The 23548-nt window shown below is 57.4% G+C and carries 23 protein-coding genes; 9 read left to right on the forward strand and 14 right to left on the reverse strand.

Annotated elements, in window-relative coordinates; all coding sequences use genetic code 11:
• Positions 1-71: 71 nt before the first annotated feature.
• Both TBK1r_RS24815 and TBK1r_RS24820 read right to left on the reverse strand, forming a co-directional pair.
• Positions 72-965 carry a rhomboid family intramembrane serine protease gene (locus TBK1r_RS24815; RefSeq protein ID WP_419580361.1) on the reverse strand — a complete coding sequence of 298 codons (894 nt, stop codon included), beginning with the start codon at positions 963-965 and terminating at the stop codon, positions 72-74.
• Between the two features lie 39 nt (positions 966-1004).
• Positions 1005-1604 carry a DUF1579 family protein gene (locus tag TBK1r_RS24820; RefSeq protein ID WP_145216979.1) on the reverse strand — a complete coding sequence of 200 codons (600 nt, stop codon included), beginning with the start codon at positions 1602-1604 and terminating at the stop codon, positions 1005-1007.
• A gap of 214 nt (positions 1605-1818) precedes the next feature.
• Between TBK1r_RS24820 and TBK1r_RS24825 the strand changes: the two genes are divergently transcribed.
• Positions 1819-2280, forward strand: a complete 462-nt coding sequence (locus TBK1r_RS24825; RefSeq protein WP_145216981.1) for a PGPGW domain-containing protein — start codon at positions 1819-1821, stop codon at positions 2278-2280.
• 358 nt (positions 2281-2638) lie between these two features.
• Here TBK1r_RS24825 and TBK1r_RS24830 read toward each other — a convergent pair whose 3' ends face one another.
• The 4 genes from TBK1r_RS24830 to TBK1r_RS24845 form a co-directional block, all read right to left on the reverse strand.
• On the reverse strand, positions 2639-4348 hold the full coding sequence (locus tag TBK1r_RS24830) for an IS1182 family transposase (protein WP_419580133.1): 1710 nt from the start codon (positions 4346-4348) through the stop codon (positions 2639-2641).
• 416 nt (positions 4349-4764) lie between these two features.
• Entirely contained in the window at positions 4765-5931 is a 1167-nt protein-coding gene (locus TBK1r_RS24835; protein WP_145216987.1) for a right-handed parallel beta-helix repeat-containing protein, read from the reverse strand.
• 200 nt (positions 5932-6131) lie between these two features.
• Positions 6132-6470 carry a response regulator gene (locus TBK1r_RS24840; RefSeq protein ID WP_145216990.1) on the reverse strand — a complete coding sequence of 113 codons (339 nt, stop codon included), beginning with the start codon at positions 6468-6470 and terminating at the stop codon, positions 6132-6134.
• Between the two features lie 99 nt (positions 6471-6569).
• Positions 6570-6779: a DUF3565 domain-containing protein gene (locus TBK1r_RS24845; RefSeq protein WP_145216994.1), complete on the reverse strand. Its 210-nt coding sequence runs from the start codon at positions 6777-6779 to the stop codon at positions 6570-6572.
• A gap of 552 nt (positions 6780-7331) precedes the next feature.
• On the opposite strand from TBK1r_RS24845, the gene TBK1r_RS39085 reads away from it, so the two are divergent.
• The 4 genes from TBK1r_RS39085 (at position 7332) to TBK1r_RS24860 (ending at position 8877) form a co-directional block, all read left to right on the forward strand.
• Positions 7332-7550, forward strand: a complete 219-nt coding sequence (locus TBK1r_RS39085; protein ID WP_419580362.1) for a hypothetical protein — start codon at positions 7332-7334, stop codon at positions 7548-7550.
• A 4-nt stretch (positions 7551-7554) separates the two neighbouring features.
• Positions 7555-7683, forward strand: coding sequence for a hypothetical protein (locus tag TBK1r_RS39090; protein WP_419580363.1), 129 nt, complete (start codon positions 7555-7557; stop codon positions 7681-7683).
• 29 nt (positions 7684-7712) lie between these two features.
• Positions 7713-8204, forward strand: a complete 492-nt coding sequence (locus TBK1r_RS24855; RefSeq protein WP_419580364.1) for a hemerythrin domain-containing protein — start codon at positions 7713-7715, stop codon at positions 8202-8204.
• Positions 8205-8472: 268 nt separating this feature from the next.
• The gene (locus tag TBK1r_RS24860) at positions 8473-8877 is read left to right on the forward strand and encodes a globin (RefSeq protein WP_145216997.1); all 405 of its coding nucleotides are present in this window, start codon (positions 8473-8475) and stop codon (positions 8875-8877) included.
• 83 nt (positions 8878-8960) lie between these two features.
• On the opposite strand, the gene TBK1r_RS39095 is transcribed toward TBK1r_RS24860, so the two are convergent.
• On the reverse strand, positions 8961-10880 hold the full coding sequence (locus TBK1r_RS39095; RefSeq protein ID WP_419580365.1) for a sialidase family protein: 1920 nt from the start codon (positions 10878-10880) through the stop codon (positions 8961-8963).
• 93 nt (positions 10881-10973) lie between these two features.
• The gene (locus tag TBK1r_RS24870) at positions 10974-11726 is read right to left on the reverse strand and encodes an MIP/aquaporin family protein (protein ID WP_145217000.1); all 753 of its coding nucleotides are present in this window, start codon (positions 11724-11726) and stop codon (positions 10974-10976) included.
• Between the two features lie 292 nt (positions 11727-12018).
• Between TBK1r_RS24870 and TBK1r_RS24875 the strand changes: the two genes are divergently transcribed.
• Complete coding sequence (locus TBK1r_RS24875; protein WP_145217003.1) at positions 12019-12723, forward strand: transposase; 705 nt, start codon at positions 12019-12021, stop codon at positions 12721-12723.
• 12 nt (positions 12724-12735) lie between these two features.
• Here TBK1r_RS24875 and TBK1r_RS24880 read toward each other — a convergent pair whose 3' ends face one another.
• The 3 genes from TBK1r_RS24880 to TBK1r_RS24890 all read right to left on the reverse strand — a co-directional run bounded on the left by TBK1r_RS24880 (position 12736) and on the right by TBK1r_RS24890 (position 15966).
• Positions 12736-13617, reverse strand: a complete 882-nt coding sequence (locus TBK1r_RS24880) for a PP2C family protein-serine/threonine phosphatase (protein WP_145217006.1) — start codon at positions 13615-13617, stop codon at positions 12736-12738.
• A gap of 14 nt (positions 13618-13631) precedes the next feature.
• Positions 13632-13823, reverse strand: a complete 192-nt coding sequence (locus TBK1r_RS24885) for a hypothetical protein (RefSeq protein WP_145217009.1) — start codon at positions 13821-13823, stop codon at positions 13632-13634.
• 391 nt (positions 13824-14214) lie between these two features.
• A complete protein-coding gene (locus TBK1r_RS24890) occupies positions 14215-15966 on the reverse strand; it encodes a sialidase family protein (protein ID WP_419580366.1) in 1752 nt (583 codons plus the stop codon).
• A 233-nt stretch (positions 15967-16199) separates the two neighbouring features.
• Between TBK1r_RS24890 and TBK1r_RS24895 the strand changes: the two genes are divergently transcribed.
• The 3 genes from TBK1r_RS24895 to TBK1r_RS24905 are packed head-to-tail and all read left to right on the forward strand — an operon-like array spanning position 16200 to position 18897.
• Entirely contained in the window at positions 16200-17279 is a 1080-nt protein-coding gene (locus TBK1r_RS24895; RefSeq protein ID WP_145217011.1) for a DUF3500 domain-containing protein, read from the forward strand.
• A gap of 17 nt (positions 17280-17296) precedes the next feature.
• Positions 17297-17626, forward strand: coding sequence for a hypothetical protein (locus TBK1r_RS24900; RefSeq protein ID WP_419580367.1), 330 nt, complete (start codon positions 17297-17299; stop codon positions 17624-17626).
• Positions 17623-18897, forward strand: a complete 1275-nt coding sequence (locus TBK1r_RS24905; RefSeq protein ID WP_145217014.1) for a M14-type cytosolic carboxypeptidase — start codon at positions 17623-17625, stop codon at positions 18895-18897. Before TBK1r_RS24900 ends, TBK1r_RS24905 begins: the two co-directional genes overlap by 4 nt.
• Positions 18898-19076: 179 nt before the next feature.
• Here TBK1r_RS24905 and TBK1r_RS24910 read toward each other — a convergent pair whose 3' ends face one another.
• The 3 genes from TBK1r_RS24910 to ilvA all read right to left on the reverse strand — a co-directional run bounded on the left by TBK1r_RS24910 (position 19077) and on the right by ilvA (position 23114).
• Complete coding sequence (locus TBK1r_RS24910; protein ID WP_419580368.1) at positions 19077-20426, reverse strand: Gfo/Idh/MocA family protein; 1350 nt, start codon at positions 20424-20426, stop codon at positions 19077-19079.
• Between the two features lie 339 nt (positions 20427-20765).
• Entirely contained in the window at positions 20766-21182 is a 417-nt protein-coding gene (locus TBK1r_RS24915) for a hypothetical protein (RefSeq protein WP_145217021.1), read from the reverse strand.
• A gap of 363 nt (positions 21183-21545) precedes the next feature.
• Positions 21546-23114, reverse strand: a complete 1569-nt coding sequence (ilvA, locus tag TBK1r_RS24920; RefSeq protein WP_473772455.1) for a threonine ammonia-lyase, biosynthetic — start codon at positions 23112-23114, stop codon at positions 21546-21548.
• Positions 23115-23548 lie beyond the last annotated feature (434 nt).

Raw genomic sequence — 23548 nt, forward strand, 5'->3', positions numbered from 1 at the left:
GCGCATCTTGCGTAGCGGCCGGAACATCATTCTGCCCCGGATCGATCTGCCACTTCAAAATCCTTTGCTGCTCAATCTGACAGTGCGATGACCCAGGCGATCGACACGATCACGATCGTGGCCACTCCGGCCAACCATTGGACTTTTTCGTCGGCCAGCCAGTGCGTCGGCAGGCGACTGCTGATGGCACCGATCAGCAATCCGGATAGGAAACCGGTCACGTGAGCGGTGACATCGGTCCGCTCGCCCCCGACGCCGACCAAGCCGAGTAGCATCAGGCCGCCGACCAACGGTCGCCAGCGACGCAGCAAACTTTCGTGGCTGGACACTCTCGGCCGCAAGGCATTGGCCACCAGCAATCCGAGCGCGGCGAAGACGGCGGTCGAAGCGCCCACCGAAGTGTGTTCGGGTTGCTGGACGAGCGCGTTGAGCAGATTGCCAAGGGCTCCCGCCGACACGATCGTGAGCCAGGCGATGCCGCCACCGACGGCACGGCCGGCGAGGATTCCGAACAGGATCCCGAACAGCAGGTTCGACGCAACGTGTCCCTCGTCGACGTGCAGGGTCAGCGCCGTCACCGTCCGCCATCCGTCTCCCGCCAGCACCTTCCCGGCCTGCATTTCACCCGGCGTGAAAAGATCCAGCCCCAACCCCCAAGGCAGCGTCGCCAGGGCGATCAGCGTGACCAACGCCGCATACGCGATCACTCCCGCGGTCGCGCCGTCATAGACCGGCGCCACCGGGATCGCTGCCGTGGACCGCGACTCGTTTTCACGGCGGTACGCGTCCAGTTCCGCTTCCGCCTCGGCCAGATCCCCAGCCCCGACGATCAGCAACCATTGCCCGTGCTGTACCTCCACTCGGGCCGCTATTCCCGCGGCCTCGAGCACGAATCGCAGTTCCATGCACTCGGCGCGATCCGCCGATTGGAACACCACCCTCGGGTCTCGATGTAATCCATTCACGCTATTGTCGGCATCCCGTTCCAGTCGACCATCGGCTTGTCATTTCTGCTTCATTTCGTAGGTCAAGACGAAGGACTTCACCCAATCATTCGTCTGGTCATCCTTCTTGTACATCGTCATCGTCGAGGGCTCGCCAGGAGCATCCGAGATAACAGACTTCATCTTTTCCGGCTTGTTGGTTTGCGGGTCGATGTCATCGAAGAACATCGTCAATTCGTGCTTCGCTTCATCGTACGTTCCCTCCATCACCGCCAGATAGGGCGACATGTTGTTCGCCCACGTTCCAATGTATTTTTTCTTGAGGGGATCGTACCCATTCATCCCATGTCCTTTGTATGGCCCCGCCTGAAATTCGGTTTCCACCCAGTTGCCACCGAGAACCACGGTGTTGGTTTCGCTGAACGGGAATTCCATCGCGTCGCTGGTAGGCCCCTGCGGCCAAACTTTCATCGTGCCGCTTCGTGTGCCGGCAATTTTCGCCAAGTAAGCGTGCTCCTTCGAGGGAGTCGGCGCCTCATCCTGGGCCTGCACTGTCGGGCTCACCACACAAATCAATACCATCAAAAAAAGAGTTCTCATCACTCGCTCCGGGGCTGGTTGAGGGGGGCAATCACGTACCTGATCGATCTGTGTTATCACAAAATGTTCCGCAGATCGATCACGACGAGGCAAAAATTTGGAAAAGTCCGAATGGGATCCCAAAAATGCCGTTCGCCGATCCGGCTAGTTTCTTGGCATCGTCTCGGTTGTCGCTCATGAAAACACCAAGGATTGACAGCGTCCATCGAATCCCCGATCAATACGATTTCCCCGCCCCGGGAACGGTCATCACCCGCGGCGTTCTTTCCCCCGCATGCCAGAACGGTTCAGCTTGATTGCCTTCCTGCAGGATCACAAGGTTGCGATGGCCTGGATCGCCTCGGTCTCTGCCGTGCTATTCTTCGGCTGCTTGCTGATTGCACCGTGGCTGGTTTTAAAAATCCCCGCGGACTACTTCGTCGGTGACCACCGGCCACGAACGCTTTTTGCCGATCGGCATCCCGTCTTGCGTTGGACGGGATTGCTGGCCAAGAACCTGATCGGTGGGATCCTGATTTTCGCGGGGCTGCTGATGCTGGTCCTTCCCGGGCAGGGACTATTGACCATTCTGGTCGGCATCTTGATGCTCAACTTTCCCGGCAAGCATCATCTGGAAAAAAAACTGGCCGGCTTCCCCCCCGTTTTCAAATCGATCAACTGGATCCGACGTCGCTGGAACGTTGCCCCAATCAAATTGACGCGACACCCGCCGGACGCTGAAACATCCCGTGATTGATGAGGGTTTCAAGTTTCAAGTTTGCTGACTCTCACGTTTTCGATGTATCGCATTTTGCCGGATAGGCGAAGTCCTTCAGGCCCGGAGGGCCGACAGAGTGGATGGCGGTGGCGTGACAGCCTGTCGATTTAGTGAGCCGACGGCGCTAGCCCAATGCAACTTACTTTGGCACTGAGGGAGGTAGCGGAACGGCGCGAGCGGCCTGTCGATTTAGTTCCTGGGGACGGTTGATTCGATTTTGGTTCCGGACGAGGCTTTTATGGTGCTATGCGGGGCATCCAGAGTCGTTGGTAAGCGTGTTGACGGGATCGTGGCGTTCGCTTGTGGCGGATTTCGTTCGAAATGCCCCCTATCTCCCCTAGTTTGCTGTTCCGAGCGATTGTGTCGCCGCGGCGGCGCGCAGCTTCGCCAAGTAACTCATGATTTTCTTCAGATTGAATCCGGTCGCCGCCCAGCGCCATTCTTGATTCACACCTGCGATACCTCGAAGCAGGAATCGCCGCATATCAAGCGTGCTCTTGATCACGGCGAAAGGCGTTTCACCGAAATGCTGACGACGAGAGTAAGCCTCTTTGGCTGCAGGCGTTTCCATTCGCGCACGCTGCCGACGTCGCGCTCCTTCATGCTCATCATGCATCGTCTCGCGACCACGTGGCGGGCCAGGCTTGCGACCACGTCGCTTGCCCGCTCGCTTGTCCGACGAGGTCGCTTCGCTGGACTCCTGGGACGATGCCTCGCTGCTGCTTGCCTCGTCTTTTGGCTTCACGTTCTTGCGACAACGCCCAGCCAGCGTGCAGCCCTCGCATTCAAAACAGGTGTAAACCTTTCGCTGCACCGGAGAGCCGTCGCCATGCGTCGTGTTCTCGGTCGTCCGATGTGAAAGCACTTTGCCTGCCGGGCAGTAATAGCAGTCGTTCGCTTCGTCGTACACAAACGCTGCTTTGTCAAATCGTTTGGTTTGTGGATTAACCGGCAACTGATCAATCTGATCGGCGGCAACGGGCTCAGTCAAATCCGAACGCTCGGCAGGGTTGTTCTCGCGATTGGTTTCGGCAAGCGGGCCAATCAGTTCGATCTGTTTTTCCTCAGCCGCAGTGAGGTTTTTGCCCGTCGTGTAAGCCGAGTCAGCCATGACTCGCTTAATGTCAATTCCAAAGTCGTTGGCCACACAGTCGACGATGGTGGCAAATTCGTGGTGTTCGACGTTGCCGATCAAGACGTCCGCCGCAACGATCAGGCCGCTCTGCGTTTCGGTCGTCGCCATCGGAGTAAAGTTGGCTGCGTAACCACCCTCCTTATTGGGAAGAATGCGACTGTCCGTGTCAGTCTTGGGTAACTGGGCGGGGCCCTTCGTCCCATTTTTCCTGCGGACTTCGTCCATCGCATTGACCGTCTCCAGATGAGCGGCCAGTTGTGAGCGGCGTGACTTCAAGTTGGCGACGGCGGCGGGGAGGCGGTCCGCCGAAACGTCCTGGCCGATGAGATCTTCGTCGCATGCGTCGTTGACTTCGAAGGTTTCCAGGGCCTCATCAATTTGCGCGTCAAGTTCTTCGAGTGCTTTGGCTAATCGTTTGGCCGTCCAAGTCTTGTATTTGTTGGCGTCAGCCAGGATGCGTGTGCCGTCGATGCACAGTTCCGAGAGATTGGCGATCCCCAGGTTGATCGCCAGCTTGACCATTTGTTTGAAGATGCCTTTGACTGCATCACTATTGTTTCGGCGGAAGTCGCTGATCGTGCTGTGATCGATGCGGCGACCGCTGCTAAGCCAGATAAAATCGATCGAATGCTTGAGTTCGTATTCAATGTTCCGGCTGGATCGGATTCGCCGAATCATGGCAAACAGCAGGATCTTTGCCATTACGCTGGGATGGATCGGCGGCTGACCGAATCCGCCGTTGTAGGCCGCCTCCCAATCAGTCCAGTCCATCTGATCGAGAATCTCGTCGACCAAGCGAACGGGATGATCCTGAGGGATGAGTTCCTCCAGGGCGGTGGGAATGAGGACCAGTTGCCCGCGTGGTGTAGGAGCTTCCTGCCAATAGCTGGTCTTGGGTTGTCTCTGGCTCACTGGGCAAGCCTCCCTGCGTGAGAAGTGAATCGCGACGACGATCCGCCAAGAATAGCAAACATCGTGACGATGCCTACTAAGCCACCTCCCCTCGTTTTGTGGATACACTAAACCGACAGGCCGCGAGCCGTCCGGTTTGACCTTGAAAGACCGGAGGGCTCGCGCCCTGCCGCTAACAAAAGCCCCCGTTTGACGCCAAAGTAAGTGGCATGGGACGCTAGCCGCGGGCTTAGTGGTGACGGCGTTTCCCTTGGAGGCCCGTGGCTGGCGCCATCGGCTCACCATTGTTTCGGTCGCGATCAAATCAACAGGCCTGGCAGGAGGGTCGAGCGAGGGGAGGGCTTTCCGCCGTCGATGATCCACCGCTGCCTCCCAATTTGCACCGCCAAAATCCCATCCCCCTGCTGCAGGCAAACTCAGTTCGTTTCCAGTTCTTGCAATCCGTTGCCGTGAACGAGAACTTTGGTGCAATCCCCTTCCTGCCGCACCGCTTCGCCGGCCAGCCCAGAGAACAGGTTGCCGGAAATTACCACGGCCGTGCAGTCCTCCAACAGAATGCCCGCCGCTTCGTTCGGGTTTGGTTCCGTCTTGCTGGGCACGGGATCGCGTTTCCTGAGCGGCTTGCCGTTCTCATCGTTGCCGACCCAAGTGTCGCTGAAATTGTTGGCGCTGATCGTGATGCTGCCGGATTCCTTGCGAACCGCCACGCCCACCTGTTTGACAATGGTGAAGGTGTTGGCCGAGATCGCGCACCCGTGTGCGTCACGCAAATCGATTCCGCCGGTGAACTCGTGCGCGATCACGTTGGCGGACAGGGTGATTCCGTAACAATCTCGGTCCAGTACGATTGCCCAACCCTGGCACTCTTCGATCATGTTGCTGGCGACGACGGAACCGTAGGTGTTTTCAATCACGACTCCGTCCCCGAGATGGTCGTCCAGGTTGTTGCCGCTCATCGTCAAATTGAATGAATCGATGCAATGCAAACCGTCTTGGTTCTCTTCGAATTGATTGGCCGAGACGATGATGTCGTGGCAACCTTCGATCGACACACCGCAACGTTTGTTGTAGGTAAACAGACAATCGCTGACGCGCGGGTCCTCGTAACAGAAGTGCAACCGCAATCCGTCGCCGCCGTGATAACTGCTGCTGACACCCTGCACCAAAATCTCTTCGATGTAACGGGCCTCGATTCCGGCACCGCTGTGTTCGTTTCCGGTCACCCGAAAATTGGCCAGGTTGACCCGCCACAGCCGATCTGCAGAAGGGACTTTTTTCCCGACCCAATCCGGATGTTCGATCAAGATCGCCGGTTTCCCCTCCTCGTTCTTGTTGACCAGATGGGTCGCCGTCCCGGAACCCTCGATGCGAGTGTCTCCGGTTTTGATGTGAAGCGGTTCACTGAGTTCATACGTCCCGGGCGGAATTTTCAGCACGCCCCCGGATTGCGGAATCGCGTCGGCGGCCTGCTGCAGCGTCGCAAACGCGGCGGCATCGATGATCGCGTCTCCGCCGCGGGTTTGCTCAATGGCACCCAGCCAGCAAGAAAGCAGGATAGTTAGAAAACAGGTGCGTCGAATCATGGCGGCGTGGTTGTCGTGGAAGGAAGATGCGACGGCCGGTGGGCCACTCACCGAGCCTGGTCGTGATTGCCCTCGGGCAAGGCATCATGATAACTCCAACGGAGCCCCCGACAAACTGCGCGAGTGGCATCGTCTCGCAAACGCGACGCACCTGACGTGATCGCGTTGAATTTGGAAGATCGATGAAATCGACAGGCCGTTTAAGCGTCGGCAGCCAGAGTTTGTCGACTCGGCGTTTTCGCGACCAACCCTTGTAGTTCGCTCATGGTAATCGGCTTGGTCATGCAGCCGTCCATGCCGGCGGCAAGGCAGGCGTCCTGCTCTTCGAGCATCGCGTTGCCGGTTAACGCCATCACCGGCCAGCGAGGCCATCCCTTCGCTGCTTCCCGCTGACGCAATGGAGCTGTCGTCTTCAAGCCGTCCAGCACCGGCACCTGGACGTCCATCAGGATCAAGTCAAAGGCGGTCGGGTCGGTTAACAAGTCCAGTGCGACTTGCCCATTTTCAGCAATCGTGACCTCGTGGCCTTCGTTGGTCAAAAACGAGCGGCAGGGCGCAAGCCCTCCGGTCCCTCATCGTTCCCGAAACACCGGAGGGCTCGCGCCCTACCGCTAAAAAATGCTTCACAGCGTTGGCTGTCAGGGACGTTCGTCGGGCGGGGCGCCTTCGTCGCACTTCTTGCAGTTGAGTTCATCGCCGATGTGTGATCGTCTGCCGCCTTCAGTCGTGACCCACGTTCGGTGCATCCACGGCGGGTCGTGGCGAACGTGCTGGTTGTGGCCGCACGCGAGCTGGGCAACCCAATGGCCTTCGTCGTCGAGATGGTAGCCGGTGATAGGCCGTTTCATCTGGCTCACTCGTCGAGGGGTGGCGGTCGATGGCTTTCCGCTTGGGCAACACCGGTCCGGGCTCAACGCGCCGATTCCGCGGTCTGGGGAAGCACCTCTCCTGCTCGGTTTTCTTTGTGACGTTTTTCCGCAACGCCGGCTGCAAATCGTCGTCGGTGGCGCCGCACATGGGAAATTGCGGGGCGTCCGCATGGACGCGGGTGAAACCCTGGACGCCTTCTACCATGAAATTTGGCTGGACAACAACCTACACGTTGACGTGAACCCTCCACCATATACCCTTTGGTGTAGGTTTAGAGATTCGCAGCTTCCTGCCCCAATTCCCTGTGGAAATCAACGACATGCTGAGCGAAAAGACCGTCCGAATCGTCAAGGAAAACACGCCTTTGGTCGCCGCAAAACACAGCCTGTCCGATCGAGTCGGCGAGCCGCACTTCCGCATCCGCGTCAAACGCGAAGGAAAACTTGCCGAAGATGCACCCGAAGGTTTGATATCGAGTCACTTGCACGATGCAGTTGAAGAAGGGCATCACGTGCAGGTCGGACCGCCCTGTGGCGAGTTCACGATCAACCCTGAAAACGCCGACGGCCGACCAGTTGTCTTATGCCGGCGGGATCGGAGTGACGCCGCTGCCGCTCGACGGCGATGTCGAAAACAAGAGGTGTGACGACGTCGGGTTTGTCACCACCGAGTTGCTTCGCCGGTGGACTCCGTTTGCGGACGCAGAGTTTTACTTCTGTGGCCCCAAAGAAGAATTACAACCGGCATAGAACCATGATTGCACCCAAATCCTTCGCCACGCGACCTTCGCCTCAACGGCTGCGTCAGTCGTTTGACCACAGCCCGATGCTGGGCTTCTACAAATTGACTCAGGCCTGTGAACTGGTCTGTTTGCACTGCTGAATGACGACAACAGTGTCGACGCCGACGCGATGAGCCTGACGGAGCTGGCCGATCACATCGAAACCACGCACCACGCGTACTTGAGGGAAGAGTTGCCGCGTTTGGACTTCATGACCGAGAAAGTCGCCCGCGTTCACGGCGACAAGGAGCCACGGCTGCTGAAGACTCGCGAAGCCGTTGTGGCTCTCAAGGCGGAACTCGAACCGCACATGATGAAGGAGGAGAAGATCCTGTTTCCGATGGTGCGTCAGTTAGAAGCAGCCACCGAACGTCCGGAATCTCACTGCGGCAGCGTCGGCAATCCCATCCGACAAATGGAACACGAGCACGATCAAGCCGGAAACGCGTTGGCGATCCTCAATGATTCCACCGACGGTTACACGCCGCCCGAGTGGGCCTGCAACACCTACCGCGCCATGCTCGATTCACTGGCGCAACTTGAACGAGACATGCACCAACACATTCACAAAGAGAACAACGTGCTGTTCCCCAAAGCCATTCAGCTCGAACAACGCGCTTAGGAAGCTGTTTTGCTGCATGTCATCGTCCGAGGAAAAAAAGGAAAAACGGCAGACCCGACCAATTGCAACTGCGCATCGTCGGCGCAAAAAATGATTGCGTTGAACCGGTCTACGGCACTCGCGATTTGGTGGACTTGGCTACAATCGTAGCTTTGGGTTTGCCATTTTTGCTGGCCGGCTCTTACGCTTCGCCGTCGTAGGTTCGCCAGGCAATTGAATCGGGGGCGACGGTCGTGCAAGTCGTTCTAAAACAACAGCCGAGTGAAACATGATCCCGGATAACCTTGACCCAGTGACGGCCAGCTACCATCGCTGTATGCACGGTGGCGAGTTCGTGGATTCGTTTTACGAAACGTTCATGGCGAGTTCGCCGGAAGTGGCATCCAAATTTCGTCATACGGATTTTCCGCATCAGAAGTTGATGCTGCGTGAATCCTTGCTGGTCATGATCATGTTCAGCCAAGGTCAATCGCGAGTTCGTGAGGAAGTTGAACAATTAGCCGTTCGTCATGATCGTGATCATTTAGACATCCCGCCCCCGATGTACGAACTGTGGATCGACGCACTGTGTAGTGCCGTCGAGCAGCATGATCCAAAATTCACCCCGGAAGTTGAGCAACAATGGCGGGATGCGATGCAGCCGGGAATCGACTTGATGAAGTCGCACTATTAAAAAGGGGTCAGGCCTCTTTGATGTCCCGGGCAGATCCCGCAACAAAGAGGCCTGACCCCTTTGTTTTACTTGACCCCTTTGTTTTACTGCGGGTCTTCGTTTGAGTTGTAGAGCCAACTGACCGGCATGCGTGTGACCTGAAGCGAATTCAGTCCGGGAAATTCACAGTGGGCCAGCAGCACATGGTCGTCGACAAACTCGATCGCGGTGTAGCAGTACCAGCCCTGCGGATCGGTACCGATGTTTTGAACATGCCGCCAAGTGGCCCCTTCATCTTTGGAAATGGCAACGCTGAACGGACGACGGCCGACCGGCTTGATGGCTGCCAGCGGGTCGTTGCCGTTGTTCCACACAAGCAGCAAATCTCCCGTCTCAGGAATTCGCTCGATCGAAGCGGGCGACGTAGTGGGCTGGGCGATCGTGGATCGCGTTAGCGGCGACCACGTGTCGCCGCCATCTTCGCTGTGTGCGACCAACTGACAATCGCGACTGCGGCAAAACATCAGTAGCTTTCCGTCGGTCAATTCCACCACGCCCGGTTCCTGAGCCAGCAAGTCTGATTTCAGCGTGCTGGTGCTGGCCCGCCACGACTTGCCTTGATCATCGGACAAATAGCAAACCATGTCAGCGGAACTTTGAAACCCCGGCCAACCCGGCAGATAGTGAACGGCAAGCGGCACGACCAAACGACCGCTCTTGAGTTGAATCACGCGGTCGTTGTTCAGCACGCGATAGCCAGGCTGGTTTTCCGGCACGACGTACGTCGGTTCGGACCAGGTCTGACCTTCGTCGGTGCTGGTCCGCATTAGGATCTGATCGAGATACGGATACTTCGAGCCATCCGGGCTGTCGTACTTTCGAACGTAGAACAGTGCAATTCGGCCATCGGCTAATCGCAGCAGCGAGACGGACATCAGATTCGCGTCTCGATCGGTGCGAGCGATGATCGGTACATCATCGCTACTCCATGTCTTGCCGCCGTCGGACGAGTATCGCCCCACGAGTTCGGCGGGCGCGTGGTCGCCGGTACCGATGAATTTCGAGTACACCAACAGAAGACGTCCGTCCTTGAGCTGGATGAAATCGCCTTCGCTGTTGCGGCCGTTGCCAGGCCGAGGAGCGATCAGGAGTGGCTTTTCGATTCCGGGCGTGACGCCTTGCGGTGGCCTCTGTTCAGTCACGGCCACAGTGGACACTTCCACAAGTCCTCGGTTCGCATCCGGACGCGCCAGATGCAGCGACCCCAAGTGGCGGCCGGCGGCATTCCGTGGGCCTTTGGCAAACATCAACCGGCCTGGACCGACTCCGATGATTCCCAGCGAGCAATTGAACTCGTGGCGTCCGATTAAATTAAAGTCGGCATCGGTCGTCAACAGAATCGCCGGTGATCCGTAGCAACCGAACCACCAGGTTCCGTCGTGAAACGTGGCGGTTTGGATGCCCAGGTGTGTCCACTTACTTTGGATGGTGTGCTTTTTCACAAACTGAAATTGAGCGTCGTATTCGTAGACGTAGTTTTCCTCAACACCGTCGGGCAGTCCACCCACCACATAGAAGTGGCCATTCGTCGTGCCGATCCCGCCCGCACCGTGAAACACTTCCTGTGTTTCGTGCTTGGCCACGAGATCCAGCGAATCGGCATCGTAGACATACACCCACGAGTCCGCGTTGCCTTTGGGATCGTTGAATCGTCCGAGATTCACCGCGACATAAATCTTTCCATCCTTGAAACACAGGTCGCCATGGTGGTTCGCGACAGGGATTGATTTTTGGACTCGGCCCTGTCGATCGGTCTTCACCAGTTCGGTGGTGAAGGACCAGAAGACCGCCGCCGCGTCGTCGGTACAAACGCCTTGTAAATGATGTTGATAGTCACCGTCGCATTTCACCGCATTCAATCCGAGTTCCCCGCCTCCGCCATCCTGAGACAACGCGGGTGAAACCGAGAGCGAAAGCGTCAATCCGAATACGAGTGACGTGACGAAGTAGCATCGATGGAACATGAAGCGAAAGACCTATGATGATGTTGAAGTCTAAGCGGTGGGCCACTGGCTCGTGGCCGACTCTGTTTCAATTCGAACGTAAAACGGGCAAGGCTAACTCGACAACACGAAGCGGTACAGCAGCGCTGCCAACACCGCTCCCAGCAATGGCCCCATCACGGGGACCCACGCATAGCCCCAATCGCTATTGCGTTTGTCCTTGATGGGTAGCAGGGCGTGCACCAGACGCGGCCCCAGGTCACGAGCCGGGTTGATCGCATAGCCGGTGGTTCCGCCGAGCGACAAACCGATTCCGAAAACGAGCAGCCCAACGGGCAGCAATCCGAGTGAACCAAGCCCCAACACCGGGTCGGAATCGGACGGTGCTTCGCCTTGAATCAGACTCGGTTTCGCCATCAGAAAAATGGGCAGGATCAATGCGAAAGTGCCGACAACTTCGCAAAAGAACGCTTGTCCTGACTTGCGAATGTTCGGGGCGGTACAAAAGCACGCCAGTTTCGAATCAGCGTCTTCGGTGACGTTAAAGTGTTCGCGATAGAACAAATAGACCAGTGCCGCTCCCAGCATCGCACCAATGAACTGAGCCACGACGTAATAACCAGCGTCAACAATGCTCAGTTTTCCGGCTGCGGCCATCGCGACACTCACTGCCGGGTTGAGGTGTGCCCCGCTGAACTCACTGGCACAGAATGCCCCGATGAACACAGCGATGCCCCAACCGGCGGCAATCACAATCCAGCCGCCATCGTTACCCTTGGTGCGGGCGAGCACAACGTTCGCCACCACGCCGTTGCCGAACAGGATCAGCATCATGGTTCCAATCACTTCGGCAGTATAGGCAGACATCAGAAGACTCCATATTGAGGCGGGCAGTGCGCGGTCACCGGTTCAAAACTCGCGTGTTGTTCTCGACACCAGGATGCATTCTGGACCGACCCACACGTAGCGGACTGTATATTGCGACCACAATCGCTACTTCAAACTGGTTCGCCCCAACGCATGGATTGGATTCGTCGTTGATTCGTGCGACTAACATAACCCACATCGAAGACGACAACAGCATTTAGGACAAAAGGTGTCAGGACAAAAGGTGTCAGGACTCTTTTTTTCGGTCATTCAGATCTGTTAGGCTATCGCAATGGGACGACCAAAACGTGCTGACGAAGCCGGTGGCATTTATCACGCGCTGAACCGCGGGAACGCTCGCGCGGATATTTTTCATAAACCAGAGGACTACGACGCCTTTGAGCGGATCCTTGCCGACGGGCTGAGTCTTTACCCCTGTCAAATCCTTGCCTACCAATTGATGCCAAACCATTGGCACTTTGTGCTCAGCCCGACCCAGGATGGCGGAATGAGCAACTTCTTGCGGTGGGTTTCTCTGACACACACCATGCGCCTGCATGCGCATTATGGCAGTGCCGGTGAAGGACATATCTACCAGGGAAGATTCAAGAGCTTTCCGATGCAAGATGACGAACATTTCTTCACAGTCTGCAGGTATGTGGAGCGAAATGCTCTACGGGCGAACTTGGTCGATCGAGCAGAGGATTGGAAATGGGGATCACTCGCCCGTTGGCTCGCCAAGCGTGAGCCCGAACCAAAACTTCTGTCGCCCTGGCCGATTGCACGTTTGCCAAATTGGTCACAACGGGTCAACGAACCACTCACCGAGGACGAACTGAAAGCGATTCGGTGGAGCGTCAGACGCGGAAGCCCCTACGGCGATGAAACGTGGGTCGAGTCAATCGCGAGACGTCTTGACCTGGAGTCCACGCTGCGCCCCCGAGGACGGCCCCGGAAAAAGCAGCTAGCTAAGCAAAAGGCAGAAAAAGAGTCCTGACACCTTTGTTGCCTACACGATGGTTGTGTCGAACGCTCCGACCGATTGGTCGTTATCACAATCGTCCGGTCGATCAATTCGGCAAACGATGACTGAGATATTGTCCTCGCCTCCTGCACGGTTGGCCTCGTCGATCAAACGGCCAACGGCCTGCTCGCTGTTGTCAGCCGATGAAATGATCAGACGAATCGTTTCGTCATTCAACATCCCTGTCAGGCCATCGCTGCACAAAACCAGCACGTCATCGTGTTGCAGGCGGCATCGAACCGCTTCCGGACGAACCTGTTTTTCACTCCCGCCAACGCAATTCCAAAGCACATGTCGCCAGTTCTTGACAGCCTCATCGTCGGGTGACATGCCGCCGGAATCAATCAACTGTTGGGCGATGGTATGGTCCGTTGTCAGCTGTTGAAACTGACCATTGCGGAGCAGATAGCACCGACTGTCACCGGCATGAACGACGAACATCCGCGGCCACAACAGATAGGCCATCGTCACGGTGGTCCCCATGCGTCGCCCGCCGGGTCCACCCGCGGACCAAATTTTCTTTTGCACCGACTTCAAACAATCCGACAATTCGTCGAGAAACTCTTGCTCGTCGTCGGCCGAGAGTTTCAGGAACCAATGCATCATATCGAGCACGTATTTTGCCGATGCTTCGATTGCCGTATGGCTCGCTTGTTCGCCGCTCTGATGCCCCCCCATGCCGTCGGCGACGACCATGATGCTTCCTTGCTGACACCCGAACAGTTCCGCGTTTTGCTTTTCCGGAATGTCCGTTTGCCGAACGGTAAGCTGACGCCGTAAATCGGCAACCATGAAATGATCTTGATTTTCCTCACGTTTTTTGCCGATGTCGCTGGCACCGAAAATATCAAACCCATCCGTTCTCATCGGACATCCCTCGTTCACTTACGTTCGCTTAAATCGTTTCCCTGACTGCTTGCCTTCACATTTCGCGGCAACGTCTTCATGTCGCGCGACTCCAAATGCGGCCGCCGCTGAATGATCGCCGTTTTCACCCGATCCCAAGGATCCTCGGACCACGTCGGTTCGGCTGACTGTTTTTCAACCACGGTGACACTGTTTTCAAGTTTCACGGTGGCACTCCTATGCTCATTTTTTTCGATAAGCCGCGTCTGCCAGGGGTGGCGGATCGATTCGCTTCATCGATGCGAGGCTCATACGCAAACGATGTGCCATTGACAAACCTGACGCGACAATCCGAGGGGAATCAGGAGACGCGAGATTTGCAACGTTTGATGGAGCTGCGTTTTCGCATGAACAGATGGCGGTCATTGCCGTGCGGATTGAAGCCAAAATACAACATCGAGCAGTCCATTGACAACGTATCTAAGCAAGACGACGTCGAAATGAAGGGAAGAGAGAACACGACGAACGAAGCAACGTGCGACGGGGACGTGCGACGCGGACACGGCCCCGGTCGACACGCATCTTGTGCGGTCCATCGAGACACCGGACGTCGAGAAGCTAATCTCCCGCAGTCGGTGCCGGAAGCACTGATACCAAGACTGCCGTGTCAGAAGCCTCGCCAGAGTAAAAGGCGAGGTAGTGGGTGTCCCCGATCGCGGTGGCGTTCACGTTACCCGCGTCGAAGGTGATCCGGCTGCCCGTGGCGACGGCTTCCGAATCGGGCCATTTGAGCGGATTGTCGAACACGTCGTCTGGATCGACGACTCGACGACGAAGGATCCCTCGCCCACGCTGGTAGTAGTAGTTGCTCAGCAAACCGGTTTCGGCGTCGAGGATCAGGCTGGGCGTCGAAGCGAGGACCTCGCCGATGTTTGTTTGCGTCCGCGTCCACGTGGCACCAAAATCAGTCGAGACCATTTGGAATTGAGATCGCGCCGTCGAAATGCCTCCCTGTTCGGTCCGTGCAACTGCCAGAATCCTTCCGTCGCCAAGATAGACAGCAGAGGGCTCGGTCGGCCACTGCGGTTTGGTCAGCCCGGATTCGATGGTGGTCTGTGCCCAAGTTGCGCCATCGTCTCTGCTGGTCAGCGTGCCCCACGAGTGACTCGGGCCATTATCACCGTAATTCCCTGCAAACCACAGTGCCATGAGCCCGACGGTGGGGACGTTGAAGATGTCGGTGATCTGGATGGGCATCACGTCGAGCTTCGGGGTTGCCACGAGCGAGAACGTCACGCCATCGGTGCTGCGGTAAAGGTCGTGGTTCCACTCCGATCCGATTCGACGCACCCAGAGGAACATCGCCCCTGTGGAATCCAGGCCCTTCCCGATGGCGACCTCGCCGCCGTTGGGCGTGTCGGCGACAACTGTTTCCGCCGTCCACGTTTTTCCGTTGTCCATGGACGTGCGGGCGTAAACAGCGCGCGCATCTTCGGCGATCGTATGCCCCGAGCCTCGGCTATACACGCAGACCAGCTTCTCTCCGATGGCCTGAATCATCGGCCATGAGTTATAGCCGCTGACGTCCTGCACGACCCGCGGCTTTGGCAGAGCGTTCAGCGGCGTCACCTTGACCATTGCCAGGCCAGTGGGGTGGGTGAACGAGTCGGCGGGATCGCCCGGCTCCCGCTGAATGCGCACCCACAGGGGCGCGTTCGGATCCACCGGATAGTAGGACTCCAAGACGATCGTCCGCGTGTACAGCGGTGCGGACGGCAGTGCCGTTCGCACGGGCGTTCCCAGCACATACCGGGACGTGAAGGCGGCATCCTCCACCATCTGCGAGAGGTGGCATCGATAGACATCACCATGGATCGGGCTCGTCGACTCATCCGTCGTGGTCACAACGATCTCAACCTTCACGGCGGCGCAACCGCTCGGTAAGCCCGACACGAGTCCGGCGACCGACTGCCCCACCGTGGAACCCGACAATGACCATACCGGGATGTGCGTGGAGCCGCTCGACATGAGCACTTGCGAAGGTTGGCCCGTGGCGATCGACAGGTCGGTTGCGCTCAGGCAGATCGGAGGCCCCGCTGAGCCGCCGGGTAATCGCTGTTCACTCCCTCGCCCACCATCCCCGGCAAACGCTTGTTCTTTTTCACCGGGAGATTTGGCCGGATTGTCCACCCCGACGCTGGTGGCAGTCGAGGCGAGTATCGCCATGGACAGGAGGATCATTCGCATGACAGGCTGAGCGGAAACGGAGTAGGAGTTGGCCAATACGGCATCGAAAAGTTGTAACCGGACAGGCTGGGGGAACGGCACGGTGTGGTTCTCGATATTTGGTGGGTAAGTTTTGGTGTTCATTGTCAGAGGTAAATGGTCGCATGTACTGAGTCCTCATTCGGCGTTGTACGAATGCCGCGAGAACGAAGTCACGTCATTTGAAGAAATTGTAACCCGACGCGAGTCGCGACAGCGGATGTGCGACGACTCGGGGCGGAGTATGATGAAGCGCCGAAGTCTTTTCGAATACACTTGCATTTTGCCGAAGCGATTTAGGTCTCATTTCTGAGACCACGCCTCAAGGGAATCTGAATATGAAACTGCTCGCCGTCGCCACCTGCCTTTTACTCAGCATCACAGTCGCACAAGCTCAGGAGACTGAGGAGAAACACAAGGCTCCCGTCACCGAGATGCGCCAGTCCGCGGTTGCCTTTCTCGAAGGGCTCAGTCCGGAACTGCGAAAGCAGGCCATGTTCCCGCTCGACGATAAAGAACGTCGAGCATGGAGCAATCTCCCGGCAACTTCGTTTAAACGGGAAGGGGTCAGCTTCAAGGAGATGTCACCGGAACAACGGACGCTCGCACATCAATTGCTGCAAAGCACCCTCAGTAGTCAGGGCTATCTGAAAACAACAGGGATCATGCATCTTGATGAGATCCTCAAGAGCCTGGCTGAGCAGCGTCGCCCCAACAATACACCGATGTTTGGGCATGACCTTTACTGGATCGGCATCTTCGGCGATCCCGCGAAGGACGATTCGTGGGGGTGGCAACTCGACGGGCATCACCTCGCGCTCAACATCACGGTCGTTGGCGATGAGGTTTCAGTCCGACCGGCATTCATGGGCTCGGATCCTGCCAGGCTGCCCGAGGGCACGTACTCGGGCTGGATGGTTCAAAACGCGGAAGACGAGAAAGGGAAACGGCTTTTCGAGTCGCTGACCGAAAAACAGCGAGCCAAAGCAATCATTGACACTGTGGCCCCCCGTGACGTGATCACCGGCCCGACCCGCGGGGATCAGTTAAAGACGCCAACGGGTTTGCCGGCGTCGGAGCTGAATGCCGCCCAGCGACGCCTGTTGATGTCTCTGATTGACGAATACGTTCATAACTACGAGCACAACATCGCTCATCTCCAATTGGATCGAATCTTGAAATCCGGCTTGGACAAGATTCATTTTGCTTGGGCCGGCACGGCCGAGGGCAAGCCCTATTACTACCGAATCCACGGCCCCACGGTGATCATCGAGTTTGACAACCACTATCCTCCAGGACGCAACTCCGGCCCCGTCAACCACATTCACACCGTGTTTCGCGAACCAGGCAACGACTACGGTGACGATCTGTTGAAGAAGCACTTACTGGAAAGCCCGCACCACCAGAACGAACGGTAACTCGCCGCACCAAGCTGGTGCGCTATGACGACGACTGGACCGAGACAGGCGAGTGGTCGTTCAGCGAATCGGTGATTCAACGTTTTCTGCCCAATAGCAATTCCGGTGGCGCGTTCGGCCCAGATGGACGACTGTTCGTGACCGGACATGACCACGCGGAACTCTACGTCCTGGACGTGCCGGCCGACGATCGCGAACTCAAACATGTCGCGACGGTTCCAGCACCGATTGCGGGCCAGGGGATCGCCTGGGACCACGATGATTCGGGTATCTTGTTGGGAATCGTTCGTGCCCGTCATGAAGTCGTCTTCATGCGAGTTTTACATTCAAACCGAAGTATCCCATGAATCACCGAGCGTTTGTTGCCTTGCTGGCAGTCGCTTGCCTTTCGGGGGCATCTCATCGATGCCGAGCCGATGAACCGCTGGTCGTTGTCGCCGATTTCGAAGGAGCTTCGGTTCGTGACGTCGAAATCGACGAACGAGAGCGAAGTGTAAGTTTCGCGCCGGGGGGAGATCCCGAACGGGGTTGGCCCTGTTGGTGGTATTTCCGGATTGACGGGATCGAAGTCGACGAAGAGATCACGTTGCGGTTGCGCGGATCGAGTGCTGCGATCGCAAAGCAAAAACCGTTGGCAGCTTCGTGGGCGATGCCGGCTCAGGCGACCTATTCGATCGATGGGGAGTCTTGGCAACACACGGCCCCGGGCGAACGTCAGGGCGAGTGGATGATCTACACGCTCAAACCGAATGCGGCGTCACTGTATGTCGCCTGGGGTCCGCCCTACACACCCAAGACCGCCGAGAAGTTCGTGCGAGACGTCGGCGAACGTTCATCTCATGCAACTGCCACGGTGCTCTGTCGTTCCCGCGCCGGACGCCCGGTTCCAATGCTTCATGTGCGAGAGGGCCAGCGGGAGTCGAAAGATCGGTTCGGCGTCTGGGTCCAGGCTCGTCAACATGCCTGGGAGAGCGGTTCAAGCTGGGTGGCTCAGGGGTTCGCAGAATGGATCACCGGTGACGATCAGAATGCAGCATGGCTCCGGCAGCATGCCGACATCTATGTCATCCCCATCATGGACGTGGACAACACCGCGACCGGCAACGGCGGCAAGAACGCACTTCCGCACGACCACAATCGCGACTGGTCACCCAAGCCACATTGGAACGAGACCCGGGCGGCGCAGCGAATGGTCACGGACTTGATTGCAGAAGACCGCATGGATGTCTTTCTAGACCTGCACAATCCCGCTCCCGGCGACCCCAGTTTTTTCTACATCCTGCCGCGAGAGCTCATCGACGAACCGATGATCCGTCTACGCGACCGGTTCATTGATCTTGCCTATGCAAAGATTAGCAAGATCAAGCCCATGATCCCGATGAGTCGTCACCCCAAAGTGACCGGCTCGAGTTATCACCCGCTTTGGCGACAGATCAGCGCCAATTGGGTCAGCATGAATGGAAACGCGGACACCGTGAGTTTGTGCTTGGAAACGATTTGGAACTCACCGAAGAGCACGACAACGGGTTACCGGGCGGTCGGTGCGAGCCTTGCCGCCGCGGTGCAGGAGTATCTCGCCGAGCGAACGGTGTCACCACCAAAGTTACCACAGCGGTAAGCGGGCGAACGATCAAAAACAATACCCACCGATGGCAGCGCGAACCCACGGATGACAGGGTGCCAAAAATCCGTGGATTCGCGCTGCCATCGGTGGGCTCACTGGTCAATTCATCGCTCCGTCAGTCACAACCTGTCCCGCTTCTTCGCGGCTTCCTCAATCTGAGAGTTGAGGGAGCACTAGATCCAGGTTGGTTCCCAGCCTTTTCGATAAGGCTTGGTGACCCACTCTTGCGCCTGAGCATGGTTGGTGATCGTGAGAGCGTCGGCATCCCACGCAAGCTCTTGCCCCGGGAATCGAATGCCGATGGTTCCCAACAACACGGTCTCGGTCAGCGGTCCGGCGTAGTCGAAGTGGGAGGTCGTTTTCCCGTTGCCCATGCAGGCATCGGCCCACTGCGTGTAGTGGTCGACTCCATCGATGACAGGTAATTCCTTCGCAGGAAATTTCTCTTCGGGAAAAATCGTGGGCATCGCCACGTGCGGAATGACCAACGAACCTTTTTCGCCGACAAGAACCGAGCCTGCCTTGGGGAGCTGATAGTTCGCGGGGACATCCCCCAGCTTCTCTCGCGGCGGCAACACACCCGCCGCGTCGTACCACGTGACGCGCAGCGTGGGTTCGGCCGTATACTCGGTGCCTGGGAACTCGTAATAAACCGTCGCGCGATCGGTCCATGACTCTGCAAGCAGTGTCGGCGCCTCCACCGTGAGCTTGGTGGGTGACGTCAGCTTGAGCGATTTGAAAACGGGATCCAAAATGTGGCATCCGAAATCGCCGAGTTGTCCGGTCCCGTAAGCTTGCCAACCACGCCAATTGAACGGGTGATACATTTCAAGCTTGAAGGGACGCTCTGATGCAACACCCTGCCAAAGGTCCCAGCGGACATGCTCGGGTACGGGATCGCTGCCCTTTGGTCTGGGGATGTTCCTGGGCCAGGACGGTTGCCCTCCTTGCCACGAATGGACTTCCTTGACCTTTCCGATCATACCCGTGTGCACCATGTGCACCGCCGTGCGATACGCGGAATGGGATTGAATCTGATTGCACATTTGCGTCGTGACGTTGAACTTCGCGGCGGCCTTTCGCATCTGCCTCGCTTCGTGGACGGTGTGCGTCAGAGGTTTCTGGCAGAATACGTGTTTTCCGAGGTGCATGGCGGCCAACGAAATCGGCGCATGCATGAAATCGGGTGTCGACACCAGCACACCGTGGATGTCACTTGAATCATCAAGAAGCTTTCGCCAGTCGTCGTATTGTCGTGCGGATCGGTACTTCTGTGCCGCTTGGCCAAGATGCTTGGCGGAGCTGTCGATGTCGCACAGCGCGATGACGTCGACATCAGGACTAGCGGCCACACCGTTCAAGTCGCTCCAGCCCTTGCCGCCGGTTCCGACACTGGCGATCCCCAGTCGTCGGTTCGCACCGTAGACACGCGAATAGTGAAGGGCGTTCAAGCCGATTGCTGTGCTACCTGCGGCAGCTGACTTCAGGAACGAGCGGCGGGTGGGAAAGGAGGGCATGGCCATTTTCCGAGGTGGGTTGGATGGGGAGGGGATTACCTGGCGAAGGTGGGAGGCAGCACGTCTTCAGCACACCGCTTTGCAGAGGCACTTCAGTCGCGCAGCCCACATCCTACCTTGCCCACGCACGCGTCACAACAAAATGGACGCTTTCTTGGTGGGTGCAACAACGGAGGTATGCGCGTTTCGCTTTCAATCCCGCCGACCGACGCCAGTCGCGCCGTGAGAAACTCATTCGTGCTATTCGTGGACAAATTCTTCTCCGCTGGTTCCGTGAATGTCCAGCGACTGAAAACCCTGCTGCGATGGATGTGCTCAATGGACGCCCTCTGCTGGAATTTCTATTTACGGTCCACTGGGTTCAACAACCTCGGCATCAAACGGCACTTCGGGCAACATCCAAAACTTGGCCAAGAATAGCAAAGTGGTGATGATGCCCCAACTGAGCCCGATAATGACACCGAAATCCAAAATGCCTCGCCAGGGCTGTGGAATAAACTGAAAGCAGACAACGATTGACGCAATCAGAATCAACAGCACGAAGACCGTGATCCTGCGTTTGCGTGGTGCGTGAAAGAAACCCATGCAGAACAACGGTGCCAGCAGCAACCGCGACAGGGTCGAACGCCGGCGCAAATACAAGGCGCGGGCCGCGACACGCGGTGAATAGCCCCGTTGAAAACCCCGATAACCTTCGCTGTATGCCATGAACACGGCCCACGAGACCAGCACCAAATAGTGCCAAAGACTCCATGGGGTCATGAATGCGTCTCTCGTATGCCCAACCATTCGGACCACCGCGTACGCCAAGATCGCGATGGCACCACCGGCTCCCCAGATTGCAGCAATCGTGCCCAATATTCGATTTAAATGCATCGGAGTCGCTTGTGTGTCTGGCGGCCAGCTAACAAAATTTCAGTCCTGTGAGTGAGAGGGCTAGACGTCCGTCGATTTTAGTGATGGCGAGCCACGACACAATGCAGGGGCGGTCCCGGTCACGTCGTGCTTGAGGGTGCCGATCAACCACCTGCCACCGGCTACGACTTGATCGCCTTGACCGCGTGTCGGCGCGGTGACAAAGCGGCGGCAGGCGGTCTGGTCCGTACGCCTGCTTGAAGCGGACCGTCAACGCAGGAACAAACGATAGACCGGATTCTGGGTTTCTTCGGCGCAGCGGTAACCGAGGTTGCTGATGAAGTCTTTGAACGCATCGCGGTCGTTCTTGGGAACCTGGATGCCGACCAGAATGCGGCCGTAATCAGCGCCTTGATTGCGATAGTGAAAAAGGCTGATATTCCAATTGGGGTGCATGTGGGACAGAAATCGCATCAGCGCACCGGGGCGCTCAGGGAATTCGAATCGGTACAACTGCTCGTCTTCGCTGTGGTGACTCCGCCCGCCGACCATATAACGGACGTGCTGCTTGGCAAGTTCATCGTCGACCAAATTGATGGATGCGAATCCTTGGTCGGTGAGATCCGAGCGGATCGCTTCGGCTTCTTTCCGGTCGGTGGTTGCCAGCCCCACCAGCACGTGAGCTTGTTCTGCATTGTCCATGCGGTAACTGAATTCCGTCACGCTGCGATGTCCGATCACTTCGCACAGTCGTTTGAAGCTGCCGCGTTCTTCCGGGATCGTGACGACAAACAGAGCTTCCCGTTCTTCACCGACCTCCGCTCGCTCGGCGACGAACCGCAAACGATCAAAGTTCATGTTTGCACCACAGGTGATGGCGACAACCGTTTCGTCGGTCAATTGATGCTGAGCGACGTACTTTTTCATGCCGGCAATTCCCATCGCCCCGGCGGGCTCCAAGATGCTGCGTGTATCCTCAAACGCGTCCTTGATCGCCGCACAGACCGAATCGCTATCGACGGTGACAAAGTCATCGACCAACTCTCGGGTCAGCCGAAACGTTTCTTCACCGACGTGCTTCACCGCGGTGCCGTCGGAAAACAGTCCGACGTCGTCCAGCTTGATTCGCTTGCCCTCGCGAACCGAGCGAATCATCGCATCGGAGTCCTCCATTTGAACGCCGACGACGTTGATTTCGGGCCGAACGGCTTTGATGTACGCCGCGACACCCGAAATCAGTCCGCCACCCCCGATGGCAACAAACACCGAGTGGATCGGATGTTGATGCTGACGCAAAATCTCCATCCCGATCGTTCCCTGCCCGGCGATCACGTCGGGATCGTCGAACGGATGAACGAACACCAATTGCTGACTCTCGGCCAATTCGAGTGCGTGGTCATGGGCATCAGAATAGCTCTCTCCGTACAGCACCACGTTGCCGCCGAGTGCTCTCACCGCATCCGATTTCAGCTTCGGTGTCGTGACAGGCATCACGATCACAGTGCGGCACCCGAGTCGCCGGGCGCTGAACGCGACGCCTTGTGCGTGGTTGCCTGCGGAGGCACACACGACGCCTCGTTCTAGCTCCTCGGACGACAGGCGTGCCATTTTGTTGTAGGCGCCGCGCAGCTTGAAACTGAACACAGGCTGCGTGTCCTCTCGTTTCAGCCAGACGTGGTTGGACAGCCGCGCGGACAGTTTTGCGGCACGCTCGAGCGGCGACTCCACCGCCACATCATAAACACGGGCGTTGAGAATACGTTGCAAGTAGTCGCGTAGAGTTTTCTGCATGACGCTGTTGATCGCGTTGGCCGGAAATCCGCTCGCTGGTCGTGCCAACACGCGAAATCGAATGGATGAATCAGACTATACTGAAACACGGTCGCCAAACAACCAACCGTTCCACCGCCCCGCATCGGGCGCGTGTCAGAATTGAACGAAACGACAGATGATCGCGTGCTACCCGCGTCGGCAACGCTGTGAAGCATTGTTTTCATGTGTTTTGCCAGGTTTCAGCGGCAGGGCGCAAGCCCTCCGGTCTTTCAAGGACAAACCGGACGGCTCGCGGGCTGTCGGTTTAGTCGATGTGCCGAAATCAACGCGATGACGTTAGCCCGACGCGTGAGCGAGGGGCGCCGCGTGGCCTTGCTAACGCATGCGGGCTTAAATCAACAGGCCGCTCGCGGCCTGTCGGTTTAGTGTATCCACAAAACGAGGGGAGGTGGCTTAGTAGGCATCGTCACGATGTTTGCTATTCTTGGCGGATCGTCGTC

This window comes from Stieleria magnilauensis (genome assembly GCA_007753675.1).
Lineage (GTDB): Bacteria > Planctomycetota > Planctomycetia > Pirellulales > Pirellulaceae > Stieleria > Stieleria magnilauensis.

What these genes read in the sequence shown, in the direction of transcription:
- TBK1r_RS24825 (WP_145216981.1), top strand. Translation starts at nt 1,819, where the DNA reads ATGCCAGAACGGTTCAGCTTGATTGCCTTCCTGCAGGATCACAAGGTT.
- TBK1r_RS24835 (WP_145216987.1), bottom strand. Translation starts at nt 5,931, where the DNA reads ATGATTCGACGCACCTGTTTTCTAACTATCCTGCTTTCTTGCTGGCTG.
- TBK1r_RS24845 (WP_145216994.1), bottom strand. Translation starts at nt 6,779, where the DNA reads ATGAAACGGCCTATCACCGGCTACCATCTCGACGACGAAGGCCATTGG.
- TBK1r_RS39090 (WP_419580363.1), top strand. Translation starts at nt 7,555, where the DNA reads ATGATTGCACCCAAATCCTTCGCCACGCGACCTTCGCCTCAACGGCTG.
- TBK1r_RS24855 (WP_419580364.1), top strand. Translation starts at nt 7,713, where the DNA reads ATGAGCCTGACGGAGCTGGCCGATCACATCGAAACCACGCACCACGCG.
- TBK1r_RS24860 (WP_145216997.1), top strand. Translation starts at nt 8,473, where the DNA reads ATGATCCCGGATAACCTTGACCCAGTGACGGCCAGCTACCATCGCTGT.
- TBK1r_RS39095 (WP_419580365.1), bottom strand. Translation starts at nt 10,880, where the DNA reads ATGTTCCATCGATGCTACTTCGTCACGTCACTCGTATTCGGATTGACG.
- TBK1r_RS24870 (WP_145217000.1), bottom strand. Translation starts at nt 11,726, where the DNA reads ATGTCTGCCTATACTGCCGAAGTGATTGGAACCATGATGCTGATCCTG.
- TBK1r_RS24875 (WP_145217003.1), top strand. Translation starts at nt 12,019, where the DNA reads ATGGGACGACCAAAACGTGCTGACGAAGCCGGTGGCATTTATCACGCG.
- TBK1r_RS24880 (WP_145217006.1), bottom strand. Translation starts at nt 13,617, where the DNA reads ATGAGAACGGATGGGTTTGATATTTTCGGTGCCAGCGACATCGGCAAA.
- TBK1r_RS24890 (WP_419580366.1), bottom strand. Translation starts at nt 15,966, where the DNA reads ATGAACACCAAAACTTACCCACCAAATATCGAGAACCACACCGTGCCG.
- TBK1r_RS24895 (WP_145217011.1), top strand. Translation starts at nt 16,200, where the DNA reads ATGAAACTGCTCGCCGTCGCCACCTGCCTTTTACTCAGCATCACAGTC.
- TBK1r_RS24905 (WP_145217014.1), top strand. Translation starts at nt 17,623, where the DNA reads ATGAATCACCGAGCGTTTGTTGCCTTGCTGGCAGTCGCTTGCCTTTCG.
- TBK1r_RS24910 (WP_419580368.1), bottom strand. Translation starts at nt 20,426, where the DNA reads ATGGCCATGCCCTCCTTTCCCACCCGCCGCTCGTTCCTGAAGTCAGCT.
- TBK1r_RS24915 (WP_145217021.1), bottom strand. Translation starts at nt 21,182, where the DNA reads ATGACCCCATGGAGTCTTTGGCACTATTTGGTGCTGGTCTCGTGGGCC.